The sequence below is a fragment of the Streptomyces sp. NBC_00576 genome (assembly GCF_036345175.1).
Lineage (GTDB): Bacteria > Actinomycetota > Actinomycetes > Streptomycetales > Streptomycetaceae > Streptomyces.
The window spans coordinates 3519581-3539966 of the sequence record NZ_CP107780.1 but is presented as its reverse complement, the minus strand read 5'-3'; the positions used below and the strand labels follow the sequence as shown (position 1 = coordinate 3539966).

The 20386-nt window shown below is 70.4% G+C and carries 20 protein-coding genes; 7 read left to right on the top strand and 13 right to left on the bottom strand.

All coding sequences use genetic code 11. The annotated features are described in order from the left end of the window. Window positions 1–23: 23 nt before the first annotated feature. From OG734_RS14755 to OG734_RS14745, 3 genes are read right to left on the bottom strand one after another with little or no spacing between them, the layout of a single operon-like run. Window positions 24–1157, bottom strand: a complete 1134-nt coding sequence (locus OG734_RS14755) for an Mrp/NBP35 family ATP-binding protein (protein ID WP_330287950.1) — start codon at window positions 1155–1157, stop codon at window positions 24–26. A gap of 43 nt (window positions 1158–1200) precedes the next feature. After that, window positions 1201–1803, bottom strand: coding sequence for a DUF1003 domain-containing protein (locus tag OG734_RS14750; RefSeq protein ID WP_330287949.1), 603 nt, complete (start codon window positions 1801–1803; stop codon window positions 1201–1203). Further along, entirely contained in the window at window positions 1793–3088 is a 1296-nt protein-coding gene (locus OG734_RS14745; RefSeq protein WP_330287948.1) for a magnesium transporter MgtE N-terminal domain-containing protein, read from the bottom strand. Before OG734_RS14745 ends, OG734_RS14750 begins: the two co-directional genes overlap by 11 nt. 267 nt (window positions 3089–3355) lie before the next feature. Here OG734_RS14745 and OG734_RS14740 point away from each other — a divergent pair, with 267 nt between their 5' ends. Then, complete coding sequence (locus OG734_RS14740) at window positions 3356–4066, top strand: hypothetical protein (RefSeq protein WP_330293659.1); 711 nt, start codon at window positions 3356–3358, stop codon at window positions 4064–4066. Window positions 4067–4141: 75 nt separating this feature from the next. On the opposite strand, the gene OG734_RS14735 is transcribed toward OG734_RS14740, so the two are convergent. Further along, entirely contained in the window at window positions 4142–4663 is a 522-nt protein-coding gene (locus tag OG734_RS14735; RefSeq protein WP_330287947.1) for a hypothetical protein, read from the bottom strand. Between the two features lie 23 nt (window positions 4664–4686). Next, window positions 4687–5802, bottom strand: coding sequence for a magnesium and cobalt transport protein CorA (locus OG734_RS14730; RefSeq protein ID WP_330287946.1), 1116 nt, complete (start codon window positions 5800–5802; stop codon window positions 4687–4689). A gap of 507 nt (window positions 5803–6309) precedes the next feature. Here OG734_RS14730 and OG734_RS14725 point away from each other — a divergent pair. Then, window positions 6310–6906 carry a suppressor of fused domain protein gene (locus tag OG734_RS14725; protein ID WP_330287945.1) on the top strand — a complete coding sequence of 199 codons (597 nt, stop codon included), beginning with the start codon at window positions 6310–6312 and terminating at the stop codon, window positions 6904–6906. Window positions 6907–6975: 69 nt separating this feature from the next. Here the strand turns inward: OG734_RS14725 and OG734_RS14720 are convergent, their stop codons facing one another. After that, a complete protein-coding gene (locus tag OG734_RS14720; protein WP_330287944.1) occupies window positions 6976–8199 on the bottom strand; it encodes an MFS transporter in 1224 nt (407 codons plus the stop codon). Window positions 8200–8392: 193 nt separating this feature from the next. On the opposite strand from OG734_RS14720, the gene OG734_RS14715 reads away from it, so the two are divergent. The 3 genes from OG734_RS14715 to OG734_RS14705 all read left to right on the top strand — a co-directional run bounded on the left by OG734_RS14715 (window position 8393) and on the right by OG734_RS14705 (window position 10711). After that, window positions 8393–9034 (top strand): DUF6758 family protein, encoded by a 642-nt coding sequence (locus OG734_RS14715; RefSeq protein WP_330287943.1) that lies wholly within the window; start codon window positions 8393–8395, stop codon window positions 9032–9034. Between the two features lie 133 nt (window positions 9035–9167). Then, window positions 9168–10025, top strand: coding sequence for a PHP domain-containing protein (locus OG734_RS14710; protein WP_330287942.1), 858 nt, complete (start codon window positions 9168–9170; stop codon window positions 10023–10025). Window positions 10026–10105: 80 nt separating this feature from the next. Further along, on the top strand, window positions 10106–10711 hold the full coding sequence (locus tag OG734_RS14705; protein WP_164324508.1) for a MarC family protein: 606 nt from the start codon (window positions 10106–10108) through the stop codon (window positions 10709–10711). Window positions 10712–10825: 114 nt separating this feature from the next. Here OG734_RS14705 and OG734_RS14700 read toward each other — a convergent pair whose 3' ends face one another. Continuing rightward, a complete protein-coding gene (locus OG734_RS14700; protein WP_007384531.1) occupies window positions 10826–10978 on the bottom strand; it encodes a hypothetical protein in 153 nt (50 codons plus the stop codon). Window positions 10979–11186: 208 nt separating this feature from the next. Between OG734_RS14700 and OG734_RS14695 the strand changes: the two genes are divergently transcribed. After that, window positions 11187–12086, top strand: coding sequence for an NYN domain-containing protein (locus OG734_RS14695; protein ID WP_330287941.1), 900 nt, complete (start codon window positions 11187–11189; stop codon window positions 12084–12086). A 44-nt stretch (window positions 12087–12130) separates the two neighbouring features. On the opposite strand, the gene OG734_RS14690 is transcribed toward OG734_RS14695, so the two are convergent. From OG734_RS14690 to OG734_RS14680, 3 genes are all read right to left on the bottom strand, one after another. Beyond that, the gene (locus tag OG734_RS14690) at window positions 12131–13021 is read right to left on the bottom strand and encodes an alpha/beta fold hydrolase (RefSeq protein ID WP_330287940.1); all 891 of its coding nucleotides are present in this window, start codon (window positions 13019–13021) and stop codon (window positions 12131–12133) included. Between the two features lie 306 nt (window positions 13022–13327). Beyond that, window positions 13328–14542: an IS30 family transposase gene (locus OG734_RS14685; RefSeq protein WP_330287939.1), complete on the bottom strand. Its 1215-nt coding sequence runs from the start codon at window positions 14540–14542 to the stop codon at window positions 13328–13330. A 107-nt stretch (window positions 14543–14649) separates the two neighbouring features. After that, on the bottom strand, window positions 14650–17586 hold the full coding sequence (locus tag OG734_RS14680; protein ID WP_330287938.1) for a DEAD/DEAH box helicase: 2937 nt from the start codon (window positions 17584–17586) through the stop codon (window positions 14650–14652). 470 nt (window positions 17587–18056) lie between these two features. Between OG734_RS14680 and OG734_RS14675 the strand changes: the two genes are divergently transcribed. Beyond that, window positions 18057–18836 carry a ferritin-like fold-containing protein gene (locus tag OG734_RS14675; RefSeq protein WP_330287937.1) on the top strand — a complete coding sequence of 260 codons (780 nt, stop codon included), beginning with the start codon at window positions 18057–18059 and terminating at the stop codon, window positions 18834–18836. Window positions 18837–18861: 25 nt separating this feature from the next. Here OG734_RS14675 and OG734_RS14670 read toward each other — a convergent pair whose 3' ends face one another. The 3 genes from OG734_RS14670 to OG734_RS14660 form a co-directional block, all read right to left on the bottom strand. After that, the gene (locus OG734_RS14670; RefSeq protein ID WP_330287936.1) at window positions 18862–19131 is read right to left on the bottom strand and encodes a hypothetical protein; all 270 of its coding nucleotides are present in this window, start codon (window positions 19129–19131) and stop codon (window positions 18862–18864) included. Between the two features lie 197 nt (window positions 19132–19328). Then, window positions 19329–19556: a DUF3107 domain-containing protein gene (locus OG734_RS14665; RefSeq protein WP_053743301.1), complete on the bottom strand. Its 228-nt coding sequence runs from the start codon at window positions 19554–19556 to the stop codon at window positions 19329–19331. A gap of 135 nt (window positions 19557–19691) precedes the next feature. Continuing rightward, on the bottom strand, window positions 19692–20333 hold the full coding sequence (locus tag OG734_RS14660) for a TetR/AcrR family transcriptional regulator (protein WP_330287935.1): 642 nt from the start codon (window positions 20331–20333) through the stop codon (window positions 19692–19694). Window positions 20334–20386: the final 53 nt, after the last annotated feature.

The window sequence follows — 20386 nt, the reverse complement described above, 5'->3', positions numbered from 1 at the left end:
CAGCACGTACCAGGTACTGAAACTCAGAACTTGTTCCTCGGGGTGATCCCCAGCGACATGCCCGACAGGCCGCGCTGCCTGCCGCCCAGCTTGCCCGCGATCGCGCGCAGCGCGGACCCCGCGGGGGAGTCCGGGTCCGTCAGGACGACCGGCCTGCCGTCGTCGCCGCCCTCGCGCAGGCGGACGTCGATCGGGATGGAGCCGAGGACCGGGACCGTCGCTCCCGTCGTCCTCGTGAGGCCGTCCGCGACGCTCTGGCCGCCGCCCGTGCCGAAGACGTCGACCATCTCGTCGCAGTGCGGGCAAGGCAGGCCTGCCATGTTCTCGACCACGCCGACGATCTTCTGGTGGGTCTGCACGGCGATGGCGCCCGCACGCTCGGCCACCTCGGCCGCCGCCTGCTGGGGCGTCGTCACGACCAGGATCTCGGCGTTCGGGACCAGCTGGGCCACCGAGATCGCGATGTCGCCCGTGCCCGGGGGCAGGTCCAGGAGCAGAACGTCCAGGTCGCCCCAGTACACGTCCGCCAGGAACTGCTGGAGGGCCCTGTGGAGCATCGGGCCGCGCCAGACCACCGGGGCGTTGCCCGGGGTGAACATGCCGATGGAGATGACCTTCACGCCGTGCGAGGACGGCGGCATGATCATGTTCTCGACCTGGGTCGGACGACCCTCCACGCCCAGCATGCGCGGCACGCTGTGGCCGTAGATGTCGGCGTCGACCACGCCCACCTTGAGGCCGTCGGCGGCCATCGCCGCCGCCAGGTTGACGGTCACCGACGACTTGCCGACGCCGCCCTTGCCGGACGCGACCGCGTACACGCGCGTGAGGGAGCCCGGTTTGGCGAAGGGGACCTCGCGCTCGGCCTGGCCGCCGCGCAGGGCGGACGCCAGATCCTTGCGCTGGTTGTCGCTCATGACGTCCAGTTCGACGTCGACGCGCGTGACGCCCTCGACCCGCGAGACCGCCTCCGTCACCGTCTTCGTGATCGTGTCGCGCATCGGGCAGCCGGAGACCGTCAGGTACACGGCAACCGCGACCACCCCGTCCGCGCCGATCTCCACCGACTTCACCATCCCCAGTTCGGTGATGGGTCGCTGGATCTCGGGGTCGTTCACCGTCGCCAGTGCTTCACGCACCGCGTCTTCCGTAGCCATGACCCCGATGGTACGGGGCCGCACCAGCCCCCCGGAAAGCCCGTCACCGGTCTTCTACGTCACGCCCCCGCGGCCGTTCTGCCGGGAATATGCCGGGTCGGTCCGGCAGCGCGTCCGCATACCGCTCCTCCAGCTCCTTGACCAGGTCCTGGAGCTCGGAGCGGATCCAGTCCCGGGTCGCCACCTCGCCGAGTCCCGCACGCAGGGAGGCGATCTCGCGGGTCAGGTACTCGGTGTCGGCGATCGACCGCTCGTTCTGTTTGCGGTCCTGTTCGAGATTGACGCGATCGCGGTCGTCCTGCCGGTTCTGCGCGAGCAGGATCAGCGGGGCCGCGTAGGAGGCCTGGAGCGACAGCATCAGCGTCAGGAAGATGAACGGGTAGTGGTCGAAGCGCAGGTCGGCCGGTGCGGACACGTTCCACACCACCCACAGGATGATGACGACCGTCATCCAGACGATGAACCGCCCGGTCCCCAGGAAGCGCGCGATGCGCTCGGACATCCGTCCGAAGGCCTCCGGGTCGTACTCGGGCAGCAGCCGACGCCGGGGCGCGCGCGGCTGGTCGAGGCGCACCCGGGGACGGGGGGCCGCCGTGGCGCCCGTGGCCATGCGCTCGCGGGCGCCGGTCTCGCGCTCAGGAGTCATGGCCACCCGCTTCCCCGGCCTCGGTGCCATCGAGGTGGAACTCCGTCTCCCGCCAGTCCTCGGGCAGCATGTGGTCGAGGACGTCGTCCACGGTCACCGCGCCCAGCAGCGACCCGCTCTCGTCGACCACCGGCGCCGCCACCATGTCGTACGTCGCGAAGAAACCGGCGACGACCGGCAGTTCGGCGTCCGGGCGCAGCGGTTGCAGGTCGTCGTCGACGAGCGAGCCGACCAGCGTGTACGGGGGGTCGCGCAGCAACCGCTGGAAGTGGACCGCGCCCAGATACTTGCCGGTCGGTGTCTCGTCCGGCGGACGGCACACGTACACCTGGGCGGCGAGCGCGGGGGAGAGGTCGGGGTTGCGGACCCGGGCCAGCGCGTCGGCGACGGTCGCGTCCGGGCGCAGCACGATCGGCTCGGTCGTCATCAGACCGCCCGCCGTGTCCTCCCGGTAGGCCATCAGCCGGCGCATGTCGGCCGCGTCGGCGGGCTGCATCAGGCTCAGCAGCCGCTCCTTGTCGTCCTCGGGCAACTCGCCGAGCAGGTCGGCGGCGTCGTCGGGGTCCATCGCCTCCAGGACGTCGGCGGCGCGCTCCTCCTTGAGCTTGCCGAGGATCTCGATCTGGTCGTCCTCGGGCAGCTCTTCGAGTACGTCGGCCAGCCGGTCGTCGTCGAGGGCGGCGGCCACTTCGGCGCGCCGTTTCGGCGACAGGTGGTGCAGGACGTTCGCGAGGTCGGCGGGGCGCAGCTGCTCGAAGGTGGCGAGGAGGCTCTCGGCGCCCTGTCCGTCCTCCTCCAGGGAGAACCCGGTGACGGCGGACCAGTCGACGGTCAGCGTCTCGCCGGTGTTGCGCCGGAAGGCACCGCCGCGGCCCTTCTTCCGTACGAAGACCCGCTCGATCTCCCAGTCGCGGCGGGCCGGCAACTGTCGTACCGCCACATCCAGGACGGTGACCTCCTCGCCCGTCTCGCCGAGGGTGACGCGCCGGTCGAGGAGTTCGCCGAGGACGAGCCGCTCGGTGGGGCGCTGCTCGAAGCGCCGGACGTTCAGCACGCCCGTCGTGATGACCTGGCCGGACTCGATGCCGGTGACGCGGGTCATGGGCATGAAGACGCGGCGCCGGGTGGTGAGTTCGACGACGAGACCGAGCAGCCGGGGCGGACGGTTGCCGACGCGCAGCATGGCGACGAGGTCGCGCACGCGGCCCACCTGGTCGCCGTTCGGGTCGAAGACGGCCGTACCGGCGAGGTGCGAGACGAAGACACGGGGTGAGGCTGCAGCCATGCCGCGCCTCCTGCCTCGGTGTGCGCTGCGGGGAGCGCGTCGGATTGCGTCCAAGGGTTCCGAATTGCCTGCTCGGATGCGCTTCAGGCTAGCCCGTCCGGTTCGGCTCCGCCCTGGTGGGGGGTCCGGACGGACTGGCTCCGCCGAGGGCCGACGGCGGCGGTACGCTGCCGTCCACACCCCCTCAGGACACCCGTACGAGAGGCAGCCCCACCTGTGTCTGCGATTTACCGTGGCCGTACCCGCAGCGCCGGACTGGTGAGCGCGATGTGCGCCCTGGTCGTGACGGGGACAGGGCTGCTGACGGGTTGCGGTGCCGACCCGGACGAGGGCACGAACGGGGTCGGCAAGCTGCCGGCCGACACCATCCAGACCAAGACGCGTAAGGCCGCCACATCCGCCGACGCCGTACGGCTCTCCGGGACCGTGGTGACCAGCGGGACCACGTACACCCTCGACATGCGCCTCAAGGACGACGGCGGTACCGGCTCGGTCACCGCGAAGGGGTCGACGTTCCGGCTGCTGCGGGTCGGAGAGCACCTGTTCCTGAAGGCCGACGCCGCGTTCTGGAGCCACGAGGACAGCGGCAAGGGCGACGACGGCGACTCGGACGCGGCCGCCGCCGCGAAGCTCGGGGGCCTGTTCGTGAAGGTGCCGACGGGCGACCCCTCGTACAAGAAGTTCAGCGGCTTCACCGACAAGGACGTGCTCCTGGACGGACTGCTCACCCTGCACGGCAGCCTCGCAACGGACGGCCACCACAAGCAGTCGGGCGTCCGCACGATCCGCATCACCGGCGACAAGGGCTCCGGCGGCACCCTGGACGTCTCCCTGGAGGGATCCCCGTACCCCCTGCGCCTTGTGCGCGCGGGCGGCGCGGGGACGCTGCTGCTGAGCGACTGGGGCAAGGACTTCGCCCTGGAGGAACCGGCGAAGAACGAGACGGTGGACTACGGCCAGCAGCTCCCGTCGTCCTGAAGGGCGCTCTGCGCCCCTTCAGGGGCGCGGGGAACTGCGCGACAAGCCCCCACCGGGCCGCAGTGAACGAACCGCCTACCCCGCGGAGCGCTTGCGCTTCTTGAAGAGCAGGCGAGGCAACCCCGCCGGGATCGGCTCCCGCGTCGTCGCCGGCGTCGGCAGCGGCGGTGCCGACAACGAGCCGTCCGGCAGAGGGCGTGTTTCCCCCGCGCGCGGCACCAGCCGCACCACCCGGCATTCACGCGCCCATCGGTCCGGCATGCCCTCGCCGTCCGGCGCGTTCAGGCGCTTCCCCTTCAGCTCGGCGACCGCGGCCTCCCACTCCGGGGACTCCGGGGCCAGCTCCACGACCGTCGCCGCCCACGTGACGAGGCGCCCGCCCTTGTCCTTGCTGCGGACGGTGACCTCCGCCTCCGCCCCGTCGGCCAGCCCCGGCAGCGGCTGCTCACCGGGGCCGTCGCCGACCAGGACGGCCGCGCCCTCGTGCCATACGTGCCACAGGGCACGGGAGGGTCCGACGGGGCCCTTGACCCAGATGAGCCCGGACTTCTTCGTGGCCTCCTCGACGAGGGCCCGGTCGAGCAGCGTGTCAGTCATGGGCAGAAGGGTAGCGATGCCTGTCACAGCCAGCCGTTGCGCTTAAGCGTGCGGTGGATGCCCACACACATGCCGATCATGGCCGTCATGACCACGGGGTAGCCGAACTTCCAGTGCAGCTCCGGCATGTAGTCGAAGTTCATGCCGTAGACGCCGCACACCATCGTCGGTACGGCGATGATCGCCGCCCAGGACGTGATCTTCCGCATGTCCTCGTTCTGCGCGACGGACGCCTGGGCGAGGTTGGCCTGGAGGATCGAGTTGAGCAGCTCGTCGAAGCCGATCACCTGCTCCTGGACCCGGGCGAGGTGGTCGGCGACGTCGCGGAAGTACTTCTGGATGTCGGGGTCGATCAGCCGCATCGGGCGCTCGCTCAGCAGCTGCATGGGCCGCAGGAGCGGCGAGACGGCCCGCTTGAACTCCAGGACCTCGCGCTTGAGCTGGTAGATCCGGCCGGCGTCGGTACCGCGCGGGGCGCCCTTGCGGCCCGGCGAGAACACCTCCGTCTCGACCTCGTCGATGTCGTCCTGCATGGCGTCCGCGACCGCGACATAGCCGTCGACGACATGGTCGGCGATGGCGTGCAGCACCGCGGAGGGGCCCTTGGCGAGCAGCTCGGGGTCGTCCTGGAGGCGGTGGCGCAGCGCACGCAGGGAGCCCTGCCCGCCGTGCCGGACGGTGATGAAGAAGTCCCGCCCGGTGAAGCACATCACCTCGCCGGTCTCCACGACCTCGCTGCTCGCGGTGAGTTCGGTGTGGTCGACGTAGTGGATGGTCTTGAAGACGGTGAAGAGCGTGTCGTCGTACCGCTCCAGCTTGGGCCGCTGGTGGGCCTGGATCGCGTCCTCCACGGCGAGCGGGTGGAGCCCGAACTCGCTGGCGATACCGGAGAATTCGGCCTCCGTCGGCTCGTGCAGCCCGATCCACACGAAGCCGCCGTCGCGGCGCACCTTGCGCATCGCCTCGTGCGGCGTGAGCGTCCTCGGCGTCTGGACCCGGGCGCCGTCGCGGTAGACGGCGCAGTCGACGACGGCGGAGGGCGTCGAGGGGTCGCGGGTGGTGTCGTACGTGCTGCCGTCCTTGCGAAGGGAGGGACGGGACGGGCGGACCGCGGCACGCAGGTTGTGGATCATCGACATTTGGCAGGCTCCTTCGCGACAGGCAACGAAAGACCGCCGACAACGACTGGAACTGCCCGGAATGGGGACGTCCTGACTGAGGATGTTTGGCACGTCCACAAAGCGGGGAGCACCGCACCGTCGCGGTGGTGAGCTTCGCTACTGATTCAGAACTGACTGAGATCACATGGATCAGGCAAAACGAAACCAAGTGCTCTTCCGCGATGACGCGAATGCGAGAGGTGACAGCCAGCGGGAGTAGGCCGGAGCAACTACATCAGCGGGCGGAAGAGCGGGTGCTACTGCACGGATGACTTCGATCCATTGCAGCCCCACCTCCTCCGGCCGGTCCCTCGTGAGGGACGATCCATTTCCCCGTCAAGGGGAGCCCCCTAAGGGGAACTTCAGCGGTGTCGGGACTCGATCGCGACGCTTCTGCGTGCTGCCCCGAACCCGGCCAAGGGTAACAGCCGACGGAACTGTCAAGGTGCTCGTTTGCCCGTAACTGACGAGTTCTATGCTCGCGGCATGTCTGATGTTCTTCCTCTGGTCGAGGCCCGGCTGCGTACGACGCTGGGCGAACCGGACGCGCGCGCCGCGGTCACCTTCCTCGGCACCGACCGCGTCGAGGTGTTGCGTTTCCAGGACCGGGACCAGGACGGGGAGCTCGTCCGCTACGCCACGCTCGGCATGTCCGCGCAGCCGATGGCCGACCCCACCGCGGTGCTCGCCGACCCGGTGAAGGGCCCGCGCGCCGAACTGGTCATCTCCGTGCGGGCCGGCCTCGCCGACACCGACAAGGTGCTGCGTCCGCTCGCGATCCTCGCCGCGTCCCCGCAGGTCGAGGGTGTGATCGTGGCCCCAGGCGCTTCGCTCGACGTCGGGGAGCCGCTGTGGCCCGGGGCTCCCTTCACCTCGGTGCTGGTCGCCGAACCGGGCGGCCTGGTCGAGGATCTGGAGCTCGACGAGCCCCTGGACCCCGTACGGTTCCTGCCCCTGCTCCCGATGACCCCGAACGAGGCTGCCTGGAAGCGTGTCCATGGCGCCCAGGCCCTCCAGGAACGCTGGCTCACGAACGGGACGGACCTACGGGACCCGGCCCGCAGGTCCGTCCCGCTGGACTGACCCTCGTACGTGGCTTCGGAGTGACCGATCTCACCAACCGGCGGCGGAAACACGCCAGTTGGACTGGCTCTACCTCGCGAAGACGGCGACGCTGTCCTCGGTCGCGTGCTTGGTCTCCAGCTCCTCGGCATCGTGAGTGAGGGACTTCCGCCGTACGACGACCACGACCGCGCCGAGCACGGCTGTGACCGCGGCGACCACGAACGGCATGTGGATGTCGCTCCACTCCTCGATCTTCGGTGCGAAGTACGGGGCCGCGGCCGCCGCGAACCAGCGCACGAAGTTGTAGCCGGCGCTCGCCACCGGGCGCGGCGCGTCCGAGACGCCCAGCGCCAGCTCGGTGTAGACGGTGTTGTTCACGCCGATGAACGCGCCGGACAGGATCGTGCAGACGACGGCGGTGGTGTGGCTGCCGTAGCCGAGGGCCAGTACGTCGACGGCGAGCAGGACCAGCGAGCCGCCCAGCACCGTCAGTGAGCCGAACCGCCGCTGGAGGCGCGGTGCCACGAGCACCGAGGAGACGGCGAGCAGCAGACCCCAGGCGAAGAACACGGCCCCGGACTTGTACGGCGTCATGTCGAGCACGAACGGGGTGAAGGCCAGCACGGTGAAGAACGTGTAGTTGTAGAAGAACGACGAGATCGCGGCAGAGGCCAGGCCGCCGTGGCCGAGCGCCTTGATCGGGTCCAGCAGCGAGGTCTTCTGGGCCGGCTTCGGCTGTTCGTTCAGGAACACCGTGATGCAGAGGAAGCCGACGGCCATCAGGAACGCGGTGCCGAAGAAGGGGTAGCGCCAGCTGGCGTTGCCGAGCAGTGCGCCCAGCAGGGGGCCGCACGCCATACCGAGGCCCAGGGCGGATTCGTACAGCAGGATCGCCGCCGCGCTGCCGCCGGCCGCCGCGCCGACGATGACCGCGAGGGCCGTCGAGACGAAGAGGGCGTTGCCGAGCCCCCAGCCGGCCCGGAAGCCGACCAGCTCGGCGACCGATCCCGACGTGCCGGCCAGACCCGCGAAGACCACGACGAACGCGAGGCCGAGCAACAGGGTCTTCTTGCCGCCGATCCGGCTGGAGACGAAGCCGGTGACCAGCATCGCCACGGCGGTGATCAGGAAGTACGACGTGAAGAGCAGGGAGACCTGGCCGGCCGTGGCGTCCAGACCCTTGGCGATGGACGGCAGGATCGGGTCGACGAGCCCGATGCCCATGAAGGCGACGACTGACGCGCCGGCGGTCGCCCAGACGGCCTTCGGCTGCCGGAGGAGCCCTTCCGTACTTTCCGTGCTGCTGTGCATGCCTTCTCCTTCTCCTTCACGACTCGCGGGTGCGACCTGCGAGGAGATCGTTGGTGTATGCACATAGTAAGTTAGGGCGGCTAATTAATGCAAGCTACATCTAATTTCACCTGACGGAAGGGGTGGAAACGTGTCACTCCGGACGGGTGATCGTCCTTGACGGGAGGAAGGACGGAGAGGACCGTGGGGCTCTATGAGGGGCGAACCCAGTTGCCCGAAGTGTGGTGGCCGGGTCAGGGCTCCCGGACTCTTTTCCGACTCCTGGCAGTGTGATGTGCACGGGACGGTGCATCCACTGCAGCCCGTGATCCCGCCCAGCGTCGAGGCCCTCGATGTCGTGGTGCACCGCACCCAGGTGCCCGTGTGGATGCCGTGGCCGCTGCCCGTCGGCTGGCTGTTCACGGGTGTGGGCTGCGCGGGCGACGACCGCAGCGGCGGCCGTGCGACGGCGGTGGCCTGTACGGGCCCCGGCCCGCTCGGGGGCATGGGCGAGCTGATCCTGGTCGCCGAGGAACTCGGTGTCGGGCTCGGCGCGCGCTATGCGGGCATCGATGGGCCCGACCCGGGGCCGTACATGAACGTCGAGAAGCCGGCCGAGGCGAAGGTGCTGGCGGCGGGGCGGCCCACGCCGTTGTGGCATGTCACGGGTGGGCCCGATGATCGTGCGGTGTTCGCGGGTGAGGCGCTCGGGTTGTGGTTGTGGGCGGTGGTGTGGCCCGAGCAGTCCGGGTTGCTGATGTATGACGAGCTGGTGCTTACGGATCTGCGGGATGCCGGGGCTGAGGTCGAGCTGGTTCCCTGTGGGGCGCTGTCCCCTCGGTTGCTTCAGCCGTAGCGCTCCCCTGGGCGAGCCCCCGGGTGAGTCCGCGTAAGGGTCTCTCGCGAAGTTCAGGTGTGACAAGGTGGCCCCTGGGCCCGTTATGCTTGACGCGTCTCGTTCACCCCCGTCGTCGCCTGGAGTTCGCACCGTGCGCATAGATCTGCACTGCCACTCCACCGCCTCCGACGGTACGGACACGCCCGCCGAGCTGGTGCGTAACGCCGCTGCGGCCGGACTCGACGTCGTCGCGCTGACCGATCACGACACGACTCGGGGGTATGCCGAGGCGATCGCCGCATTGCCCGTCGGGCTCACGCTGGTCACCGGGGCCGAGCTGTCCTGCCGGCTCGACGGAATCAGCATGCACATGCTGGCCTACCTGTTCGATCCCGAGGAGCCCGCTCTGTTCGCCGAGCGTGAGCTGGTGCGGGACGACCGGGTGCCGCGGGCCCAGGGGATGGTGGCCAAGCTTCAGGTGCTGGGCGTGCCGATCACCTGGGAGCAGGTCGCGCGGATCGCCGGTGACGGGTCCGTGGGCCGGCCGCATGTCGCGACCGCGCTGGTCGAGCTGGGCGTCGTACCGACCGTGAACGACGCCTTCACCGGCAACTGGCTGGCCGACGGCGCCCGGGCCTACGTACCGAAGCACGAGACCGACCCGTTCGAGGCGCTGCGGCTGATCAAGGGCGCCGGCGGTGTGGCCGTGTTCGCGCATCCGGCTGCGAACAAGCGGGGGCGGACGGTTCCGGAGTCCGCGATCGCGGAGCTGGCCGCCGCCGGGCTCGACGGCATCGAGGTCGACCACATGGACCACGAACCGGCGACCCGGGCGCGGCTGCGCGGCCTCGCGGCGGAGCTGGGACTGCTGGGCACCGGCTCCTCCGACTACCACGGCAGCCGCAAGACCTGCGTGCTCGGGGAGTACACGACGGACCCCGAGGTGTACGGCGAGATCACGCGGCGGGCCACCGGGGCGTTCCCGGTGCCGGGGACCGGCGGAGTCTGAGGCCTCGGCCCCTCCGCTCGCCTTCCTCACCCCCCTGCCCGCTGCCCGCTTCCCCGTACCTACGCAAGGCTTGCCCACCCATGTTCGACGTCGCCGTCTTCGGCTCGCTCTTTCTCACCCTCTTCGTGATCATGGATCCCCCCGGGATCACCCCGATCTTTCTCGCGCTCACCGCCGGTCGCCCTGCCCGCGTCCAGAAGCGGATGGCGTTCCAGGCGGTCTGTGTGGCCGGCGGTGTGATCACCGTGTTCGGGCTGCTGGGGCATCAGATCCTGGACTATCTGCACGTCTCCGTGCCCGCGCTGATGATCGCCGGCGGGCTGCTGCTCCTGCTGATTGCCCTCGACCTGCTCACCGGCAAGACGGATGAACCCAAACAGACCAAGGACGTGAACGTCGCCCTCGTACCGCTCGGCATGCCCCTGCTCGCCGGGCCCGGCGCGATCGTGTCGGTCATCCTGGCCGTGCAGAAAGCGGACGGCGTGGCCATGCAGGTGTCGGTGTGGGCGGCGATCCTGGCCGTCCACGTCGTGCTGTGGGTGGTGATGCGGTACTCGCTGCTGATCATCCGGGTCATCAAGGACGGGGGCGTGGTGCTGGTGACCCGGCTCGCGGGGATGATGCTGTCCGCGATCGCCGTGCAGCAGATCATCAACGGAGTCACGCAGGTGATCCAGCAGAGCTGACGGCTGTCGGCCGTCAGGTGTGGCTCAAAAGCAGAACCCCCGTACGGCGTCGATGCCGTACGGGGGTTCTGAAGTCTGCTCGTCGTCCGCGAGCGTCGTTCGCGCGGTCGCGCGTTACGAGGCCGAGGTGTCGGCCGGGCGGATCCAGAGGCGCTGCCCTATGGCGGCTGCTTGCTGCACGATCCGGTTGACGGAGGCGGCGTCCACGACCGTACTGTCCACGGGGGTTCCGTCGACGTCGTCGAGACGCATGATTTCGAAGCGCATGGGCTTCTCCCTTCGTCTGGTCATCCTCCTGAGGAGAACTACTTGGTTACGTAGGTAGTCAACTACCCGCGTGTTACGAACATTCCCTACGCTAAGGAAATTTTTCGAACGTCTAACTACCACCCGGTAAGAGCCGTACAGAAGGTGTACAGGAGACTGACCGGGACCGGTTGTGTTCGAAGCGTGACCGCCGAGACAATGGAGGTATATGAACAACGACGACCACGCGGAGCTGAGCGCCCGCATCGACCGCACGAACGAACTGCTCCAGCGCATGCTCGCCGAGGTGGCGAAGACGCCCTCGACCCATGCGATCTTCGTCGACGCGGGATATCTGTACGCGGCGGCGGGACGGCTCGTCGCCGGAACCGAGGACCGCCGCTCCTACGAGCTGGACGCGGAAGGTCTCATCGAGGCGCTCATCGACAGGGCTCGCACGATCTTCGCGGACAGCCGGCTGCTGCGGGTCTACTGGTACGACGGTGCCCGGCGCCGCATCCACACCATCGAACAGCAGTCGATCGCGGAACTCCCCGATGTGAAGGTGCGCCTGGGCAACCTCAACGCCAACAACCAGCAGAAAGGCGTCGACTCACTGATCCGCACCGACCTGGAGTCCCTGGCCCGGCACCGCGCGATCAGCGACGCCGCGCTCATCGGCGGCGACGAGGACCTGGTGTCGGCGGTCGAGGCGGCGCAGGGGTACGGGGCCCGCGTCCACCTGTGGGGCATCGAGGCGCCCGAGGGGCGTAACCAGGCCGAGCCGCTGCTGTGGGAGGTCGACAGCCAGCGCACGTTCGACCTCGACTTCTTCAAGCCGTACGTCGCCCGGCGCACGGCCGCGTCCTACGAGTCGTCGGGTGGGACACGCCCCACGCGCGAGGACGTGCGGTTCGTGGGCGCTCAGATCGCGGCGAAGTGGCTGGCGGCGCGGGGGCGCGAGGCGCTGGTCGAACTGCTGCCCGGGCATCCGTATCTGCCCGGGTCCGTCGACCAGGACCTGCTGGTGGAGGCTGAGGGGCTGCTCCAGTACTCGCTGCGCGGACAGGCCGAGCTGCGGCGGGCGCTGCGGGACGGCTTCTGGGAGCACCTGCAGGCGCAGTACTAGGCCATTCCGGTTGTTACTGACCACTGCTGGGTTGCTGACTACTGCTACTGCTCAAGGGTGTCCCAGAAGTCGGCCAGGGCGCGCGCGGTCTCCAGCGGGCGGTCCGTGTTGGGGGAGTGCTCGGCTTCCGCGATGACGGTCCGGTGCGCGTGCAGTCGTAGCGCCATGTCGTCGAGCAGCGGGACGGCCCAGGTGCCGTCCTCCGTGCCGGACAGCACATGGAAGGGCAGCGGCACGGCGGCGAGTTCCGCCACCCGGTCCGGCTCGGCGCACAACTGACGCCCCGTGGCGACGAGTTGGGCCGGGCTGTTGCCCATCCAGCGGCGGCGCAGATCCTCGCGGTCGTCGAGCCCGGCGTCCACGGCGTCCACCGAGTCGAGGTCGCCGCCGCCGCTCTGCGGGTCGTCCATGGCCTGGATGGCCGCCCAGACGTCGGCCATGCTCATCACGGCGAGCGCGTCCCGCAGCAGTTTCGCGCGCTGCTGCTGCGCCTCGGAGATCTCGGCGGGGCCCGAGGAGATGAGCGTCAGCGAGACGAACGGGGAGTGGTCGCGGAGGACGGCGGCGCGGGCGATCTGTCCGCCGAGCGAGTGCCCGACGAGATGCACGGGGGTGCCGACGGCCGCCGCCTGGGCGAGCACATCCTGCGCCAACTCGGCTTGTGCGTACGCCGATTCGTCGTCCCGGGGGCCGGGCGACTCGAACTGCCCGCGCCCGTCCACGGCGACGGTACGGTACCCGCGCGCGGCCAGCGGCTCGTGCAGCGAGATGAAGTCCTCCTTGCTGCCGGTGAACCCGGGCAGCAGCAGAACGGTCCCCTTCGGCTCGGTGCCGGCGTCCGCGGAGGCATCGACGACGGCGAACTCACCACGCGCGGTACGCAGGGCGTACGCACGGGCGCCGGGGGGCGGGGCGAAGGTCGCAGGCCTGCTCATGCGTCGAGGTTATCCGGCGGACCCGAGGGGGAGGGCGGCGGCTCGGCACGGGGGCGGGGCGCTGCAGGGCCGGATCCGATCCGGTCGGAGGAGGACAGCGGCGCCTCAGAGGCGTAGGTGAGCGGGATGCGGTGCGGGCAGCCTCAGGCTGGAGGAGACGCCGACATCAGCCGCTGCCGCAGCGGGCGAGGGCGGGCCGTGGCCTGCGTCTCCGCCATGAACGCCGGAGAGGCCCAGGGGAACGCCGACGGCCCGGCCACCTGGTGGGCGGTTTCTAGGGGTCGTTGCAACACGTGGTCGTGTTGATCAGGCCGTGAGTAGTTTATGCAGGCGCTCGGCTGGGGTTTCCCAGCCGAGCGTTTTGCGTGGGCGGCCGTTCAGCTCGGTGGCGACGGCGTCGAGGTGTTCGCGGGTGTGGGCCGCCAGGTCGGTGCTTTTGGGGAAGTACTGCCGGAGCAGACCGTTGGTGTTCTCGTTCGATCCGCGCTGCCAGGGGCTGGCCGGGTCGCAGAAGTAGACCGGGACGTCCGTGGTGACGGTGAAGGAGCCGTGGGCGGCCATCTCTGATCCCTGGTCCCAGGTCAGGGACCGTCGGAGGTGGGTGGGCAGAGTCTGGACGGTTGTGACCAGTGCGTCCCGGACGCTTTCGGCGCCATGGTCTGCCGGCAGGTGCAGCAGCATGACGTAGCGGGTGGCGCGCTCGACCAGGGTGCCGATGGCCGACTTCCCGTCCTTGCCGATGATCAGGTCGCCCTCCCAGTGACCGGGCACGGCCCGGTCCTCCGCTTCGGCGGGGCGTTCGCTGATCATGACCATGGGGGTGGCGTATCGGGGTTGGCGCCGCTGGGCCTGGCGGCGGGGTTTGCGGTGGGCGCGGCCGGTGCGCAGGGCGCGGGCCAGTTCGCGGCGCAGCTCACCCCGGCCCTGGACGTAGAGGGCCTGGTAGACCGTTTCGTGGACCACGTGCATCTCCGGCCGCTGCGGGAACTGGGCCCTCAGAGCCTGGCAGATCTGCTCAGGGCTCCACCGTATGGCCAGGTGGTCCTGGATGAAGTCCCGCAGCTGGGGGTTCTGGCCGATCTTCCCGGGTTTGGGTCGGGGTCGGCGGGCATCGGCACGGGCCTGCGCGGCGTGCGGCCGGTAGTGGCCGCTGACCGGGTGGCGGTTGCGGCGGATCTCCCGGCTGACCGTGGACGGGCTGCGGCCCAGCTCGACGGCTATCGCACGGACCGTGGCCTTCTCCCGCAGCCGGTCGGCGATGTAAATGCGGTCGCTCTCGCGCAGATACCGCGAGGGACCGGGAGGAGGCGCCACCACGGTGACCGGTGACGCCCCGACGTTCCTGCCGGACGGCGCCCGGCCGTTACGCCAGCGCCGCCCGGTCTTCTCGTTGATGCCGACGATCCGGCATGCCTCGGTGTTGCTGTACCCCTGCTGCATGAGCTGAAGGTAGAGGCGCCGTTCCTCGGACAAGGGACGGCGCCCCTGGACAACGGACCGGTCCCGGACCTTGAAGTCCATCGCATCCCCTGAACTGGGGTGTTGCGACAACCACTAGAACCCAAGGTGGGGTGGGCCGGGCCGTCGGGGTGTGGCCGGTGCTGCGGAGGGCCGGGGCCCTCGGGTGATCAGGCCTCCACGGAGTCCGTGGCCGGCGCGGTGACCGTGGCCTTGCGGGTGGCGCGGCGCCTGGGCTTCGCCTCGGCGGCCTCCGGTGCCGTCTCCGCCACGACGACCGCCGGTTCGGCGGCCTTACGGGTCGTCCGGCGGCGCGGCTTGGCCTCCGCCTCGTCCGCAGCCTGTGCCGGGATGTCCGCGACGACCTCGACCGCCTTGCGTGCCGTACGGCGGCGGGGCTTGGCCTCGGTCGCCTCGGCGGTGTCTACGGCGGCTTCCGCGGCCGGCGCGGTCACCGTCGCCTTGCGGGTACGGCGCGGCTTGGCCTCCGCGGCCTCCGGCTCCACGACGACCGGAGCCTCGGCGACCTTACGGGTCGTCCGGCGGCGGGGCTTGGCCTCGACGCCCTCCGCGGTGTCCACAGCGACCTCCGCGGCCGGTGCCGTCGCCTTGCGCGTCGCACGGCGCTTCGGCTCCGGGGTCTCGGCCGAGGTCGGCTGGGCCGGGATGCCGGCCGTCTCCGTCACGACCACCGGTACGGCGGCCTTACGGGTGCGGCGCGGCTTCACCTCGACCGCCTCGACGGTGTCGAGGGCTGCCTCGGCGGCCGGGGCGGTCGCTGCCGCGGCCTTGCGCGCCGTACGACGCGGCTTGGCCTCGATCGCCTCGGCCGTTTCCACGGCGGCCACCGCGGCCTTGCGCGTCCGGCGGGGCTTCGCGGCCTCGGGCTCCGGAGTCTCCGGGGCGGCCTCGACCACGGCCACGACGGGCTCGGCGACCTTGCGTGCCGTACGGCGGCGGGGCTTGGCCTCGGTCGCCTCGGCGGTGTCCACGGCGGCTTCCGCGGCCGGGGCGGTCACCGTCGCCTTGCGCGTGGCAGTCCGGCGAGGCTTGGCCTCGACACCTTCCGCGGTGTCCACGGCGGCTTCGGCAGTCACCGTCGCAGCCACTGCCGTGGTCTTGCGGGGGGCACGGCGAGGCTTGGTCTCCGTGACGACCGGCACCTCGACGGCGTCGACGACCGGCTCCGCCGTCTTGCGGGTACGGCGGCGGCGCGGCTGCTCCTCCGGCGTCTCCGCCTCGGGGACGGCCGGGGCCTCGACCGGGATGACCTGGGCCGGAGTGGTCAGCGCGGGCTCCGCCGTCTTGCGGGTACGGCGGCGGCGCGGCTGCTCCTCCGGCGTCTCCGCCTCGGGGACGGCCGGGGCCTCGACCGGGATGACCTGGGCCGGAGTGGTCAGCGCGGGCTCCGCCGTCCTACGGGTGCGGCGGCGGCGCGGCTGCTCCTGCGGCGTCTCCGCCTCGGGGGCCGCCGGGGCCTCGGTGACGACCTCGGCCGGGGTGCCGGCCGGCGCGGACTCCGCCGTCCTGCGGGTGCGGCGTCGGCGCGGCTGCTCCGTGGCCTCGGGTGCCGGGGCAGTGCCCTCGGCCGTCGCGACCGCGGCCTCGGCCGACGGCTCGACGAACGTCGTCGTGGGGACCGTCACCGGCTCCGCGGCGGTACCGCGTGTACGGCGACGACGGCGCGGCGTACGGCGCTCTGTGGGCTGCTCGGACGAGGCGAGTGCCTCGGTGACCGGGGTGCTCGACGTGACCGGAGTCGTCGGCGCGTCCGAGGCGGCACCGCCACGGGTACGGCGGCGACTGCGCGGCGTACGCGCCGGGCGCTCACGCTCCGCCGACGGCGCGGCAGCAGCCGCCGGGCCGGAGGAGTGACCGGAACGACCACCGCGACCGCGCGGGCCACCGCGTCCGCCCGTCTCACCGAGGTCTTCGACCTCCTCGGCGCCCAGGCCGGCGCGCGTGCGCTCCGAACGCGGCAGCACACCCTTGGTGCCGACCGGGATGCTCAGCTCCTCGAACAGGTGCGGGGACGTGGAGTACGTCTCCGGCGGGTCGTTGAAGTTCAGCTCAAGCGCCTTGTTGATCAGCTGCCAGCGCGGGATGTCGTCCCAGTCGACCAGCGTGATCGCGATGCCCTTGGCGCCCGCGCGGCCCGTACGGCCGATGCGGTGCAGGTACGTCTTCTCCTCTTCGGGAGACTGGTAGTTGATGACGTGCGTGACGCCCTCGACGTCGATACCGCGCGCGGCCACGTCCGTGCAGACGAGGACGTCGACCTTGCCGTTGCGGAAGGCCCGCAGCGCCTGCTCGCGGGCGCCCTGGCCGAGGTCGCCGTGGACGGCGCCGGAGGCGAAACCGCGCTGCGCGAGCTGGTCGGCGAGGTCGGCCGCCGTGCGCTTCGTACGGCAGAAGACCATGGCCAGTCCACGGCCGTCGGCCTGCAGTATGCGTGCGACCAGTTCGGGCTTGTCCATGTTGTGCGCGCGGTAGACGTACTGCGCGGTGTTCGCGACCGTCTTGCCCTCGTCGTCCGGCGCGGCGGCGCGGATGTGCGTGGGCTGCGACATGTAGCGGCGCGCGAGACCGATGACGGCGCCCGGCATGGTCGCCGAGAACAGCATCGTCTGACGGCGGGCCGGCAGCATGTTCATGATCTTCTCGACGTCGGGCAGGAAGCCCAGGTCGAGCATCTCGTCGGCCTCGTCGAGGACGAGCGCGCGGACGTGGCTCAGGTCCAGCTTCTTCTGGCCCGCGAGGTCGAGAAGACGCCCCGGGGTGCCGACGATGATGTCGACGCCCTTCTTGAGGGCCTCGACCTGAGGCTCGTACGCCCGGCCGCCGTAGATGGCGAGAACGCGCACGTTGCGGATCTTGCCCGCCGTCAGCAGGTCGTTGGTCACCTGCTGGCACAGCTCGCGCGTCGGGACGACGACGAGGGCCTGAGGGGCCTCGGTGAGCTGCTCGGGCTTGGCGCGCCCGGCCTCGACGTCGGCGGGGACGGTCACGCGCTCCAGGAGCGGGAGGCCGAAGCCGAGCGTCTTGCCGGTGCCGGTCTTGGCCTGGCCGATGACGTCCGTGCCGGTGAGGGCGACGGGGAGCGTCATCTCCTGGATGGGAAAGGGAGTGATGATGCCGACGGCTTCGAGCGCCTCGGCGGTCTCGGGAAGAATTCCGAGATCCCGGAAAGTCGTAGTCAGGGCAATGCCTCTTCTGTGTACGCGGTGCGAGGCGAGCGCGGGGGTCGTGTCGGGACCGGGCCGGAAACTTCGGCCGCCTCACGGGCGGGCCGAGTGGCACGGGACCACTGCCGACGCTCGAGCGCTCGTACCGCTGAGGGTCCCTCCGAATTCCGTACGCATCGTGCCGTACGGACGAGGAGAGCTGTCGGGTCGGAGCCGATCGGGCCACCGACCGGGCATCCTCATTCGTGTGGCCCGTCGAGATACGTCTTTCAGCTCAGCGGGCGCATTACCACCATACCCCGGAATCGCGCACATGCGATGGCCGATTCGGTCACGTAGTGGTCGTCACACTGATTGAGCAGGAACTTCCGCCTTGCGGCCAGCGGGCTATTGTGCGCTTCATGACGACGCCTGACAACGCCTCCGGTACCCCCGAAACCCCCACAGAGACCGCGGCCGACGCCGCTCCCGCACCCACCGGAGTCGCCGCCCAGGACTGGGCGCAGGCAGCCACCGATCCGCAGTACCATGCTGCGGTCGTGGATCTCCTCGGAGCGCTCGCGTACGGCGAACTGTCCGCGTTCGAGCGGCTCGCCGAGGACGCCAAGCTGGCGCCGACGCTCCTCGACAAGTCCGAACTGGCCAAGATGGCGTCGGCGGAGTTCCACCACTTCGAGCAGATCAGGGACCGGCTCACCGAGATCGGCGCCGACGCGACCCAGGCGATGGAGCCGTTCGTCGCCGCGCTCGACGGCTTCCACAAGCAGACGGCGCCCTCCGACTGGCTGGAGGGACTCGTCAAGGCGTACGTCGGTGACTCGATCGCCAGTGACTTCTACCGTGAGGTCGCGGCCCGCCTCGACGCGGACACCCGCCAGTTGGTGCTGACGGTCCTCGACGACACCGGGCACGCGAGCTTCGCCGTGGAGAAGGTGCGCGCGGCGATCGACGCGGAGCCGCGGGTCGGCGGGCGCCTCGCGCTGTGGGCGCGGCGGCTCATGGGCGAGGCACTGTCTCAGTCGCAGCGGGTCGTGGCCGACCGGGACGCGCTGTCCACGATGCTCGTCGGCGGCGTCGCGGACGGGTTCGACCTCGCGGAGGTCGGCCGGATGTTCTCCAGGATCACCGAGGCGCACACGAAGCGGATGGCGGCGCTGGGACTTGCCGCCTAGCTTCCCTCGGCTTCCGTGGGGGCGGCTACGCCGTTGCCGATGATCGGCGGAGTCTGGTCGTAGGGCGGAGCAGCAGGGAGAGGGACGCGGCGGAGACGGCCGCCGCGCCCAGCAGGATCAGCACGAAGTGGCCGCCGCTCAGCGCGCTGTGCGTGACGAAGGCGCCGAAGAGGGCTCCGGCCACACCGGTCGACAGGACCAGGTGGCGTGCGGGGAGACGGTCGGGCAGCCGGCGGGCCGCCGCCCATGCCAGGGCGAGGCCGAGGATCGCGGAGCCGAGCGCTTCCAAGAACATGTCGGGGTCCCTCCCACTGCCTGCTGCGCATGACCTTCGTAGCCCGTCATACCCGTGACCTGCGGCGAGCAACCCACTTGTAAGGGTGACGTGTGGTCAACCTGTGAATGCGTATGGATGTCCGTATGCGTATGCGTATGCGGACATGGGTGGGGCCCGGCGGTTCGAAACCGCCGGGCCCCACCCATTGCGTATCCCTACAGCGCGCTGAAGCCCACCTTGCGGGCCGTCGGCTCGCCCAGCTCGACGTACGCGAGGCGGTCTGCCGGGACCAGGACCTTGCGGCCGTGGTCGTCCACCAGACTCAGCAGCGCCGACTTGCCGGCCAGCGCATCGGCCACGGCCTGCTCGACCTCCTCGGCGCTCTGACCGCTCTCCAGAACGATCTCGCGGGGCGCGTGCTGCACGCCGATCTTGACCTCCACGGCTATGTCCCTCCGACGGTCAGTGAAGTGCGCGGGCGTCCGCGCCGTACCCAGCACACATTAGCCCGGTGAGGGGACGTACATGTTCCGCGTGGGAACGCCAGGAGCGAACAACCAGTGGGAACAAACGGGCGGTCAGTGGTGCTCGGTGCCGTGCAGCGGGAAACCGGCGATGCCGCGCCAGGCCAGCGAGGCCAGCAACTGGACCGCCTGATCGCGCGGGACACTGCGGTCGCTGTGCAGCCAGGACCGTGCCACCACCTGGGAGAGGCCGCCCAGACCGGAGGCCAGCAGCATCGACTCCGCGCGCGAGAGGCCGGTGTCCTCGGCGATGACGTCGCAGATCGCCTCCGCGCACTCGTTCGTCACCTTGTCGACGCGCTCGCGCACGGCGGGCTCGTTCGTCAGGTCGGACTCGAAGACCAGGCGGAAGGCACCACCGTCGTCCTCCACATACGCGAAGTACGCGTCCATCGTCGCCCGGACGCGCTGTTTGTTGTCCGACGTCGACGCCAGTGCGGTGCGGACCGACCCGATCAGGGACTCGCAGTGCTGGTCCAGCAGGGCGAGATAGAGGTCGAGCTTGCCCGGGAAGTGCTGGTAGAGCACCGGCTTGCTGACTCCGGCGCGCTCGGCGATGTCGTCCATCGCGGCGGAGTGGTAGCCCTGCGCCACGAACACTTCCTGGGCGGCGCCCAGCAGCTGGTTCCGTCGGGCGCGACGCGGCAACCGCGTGCCCCGAGGGCGTGCCGCCTCAGTTTGCTCGATGGCTGTCACGCCGCCTCCCAATTTCGTCCACATGCGGTGTGCGCCGCGCCGCCATCGTACTT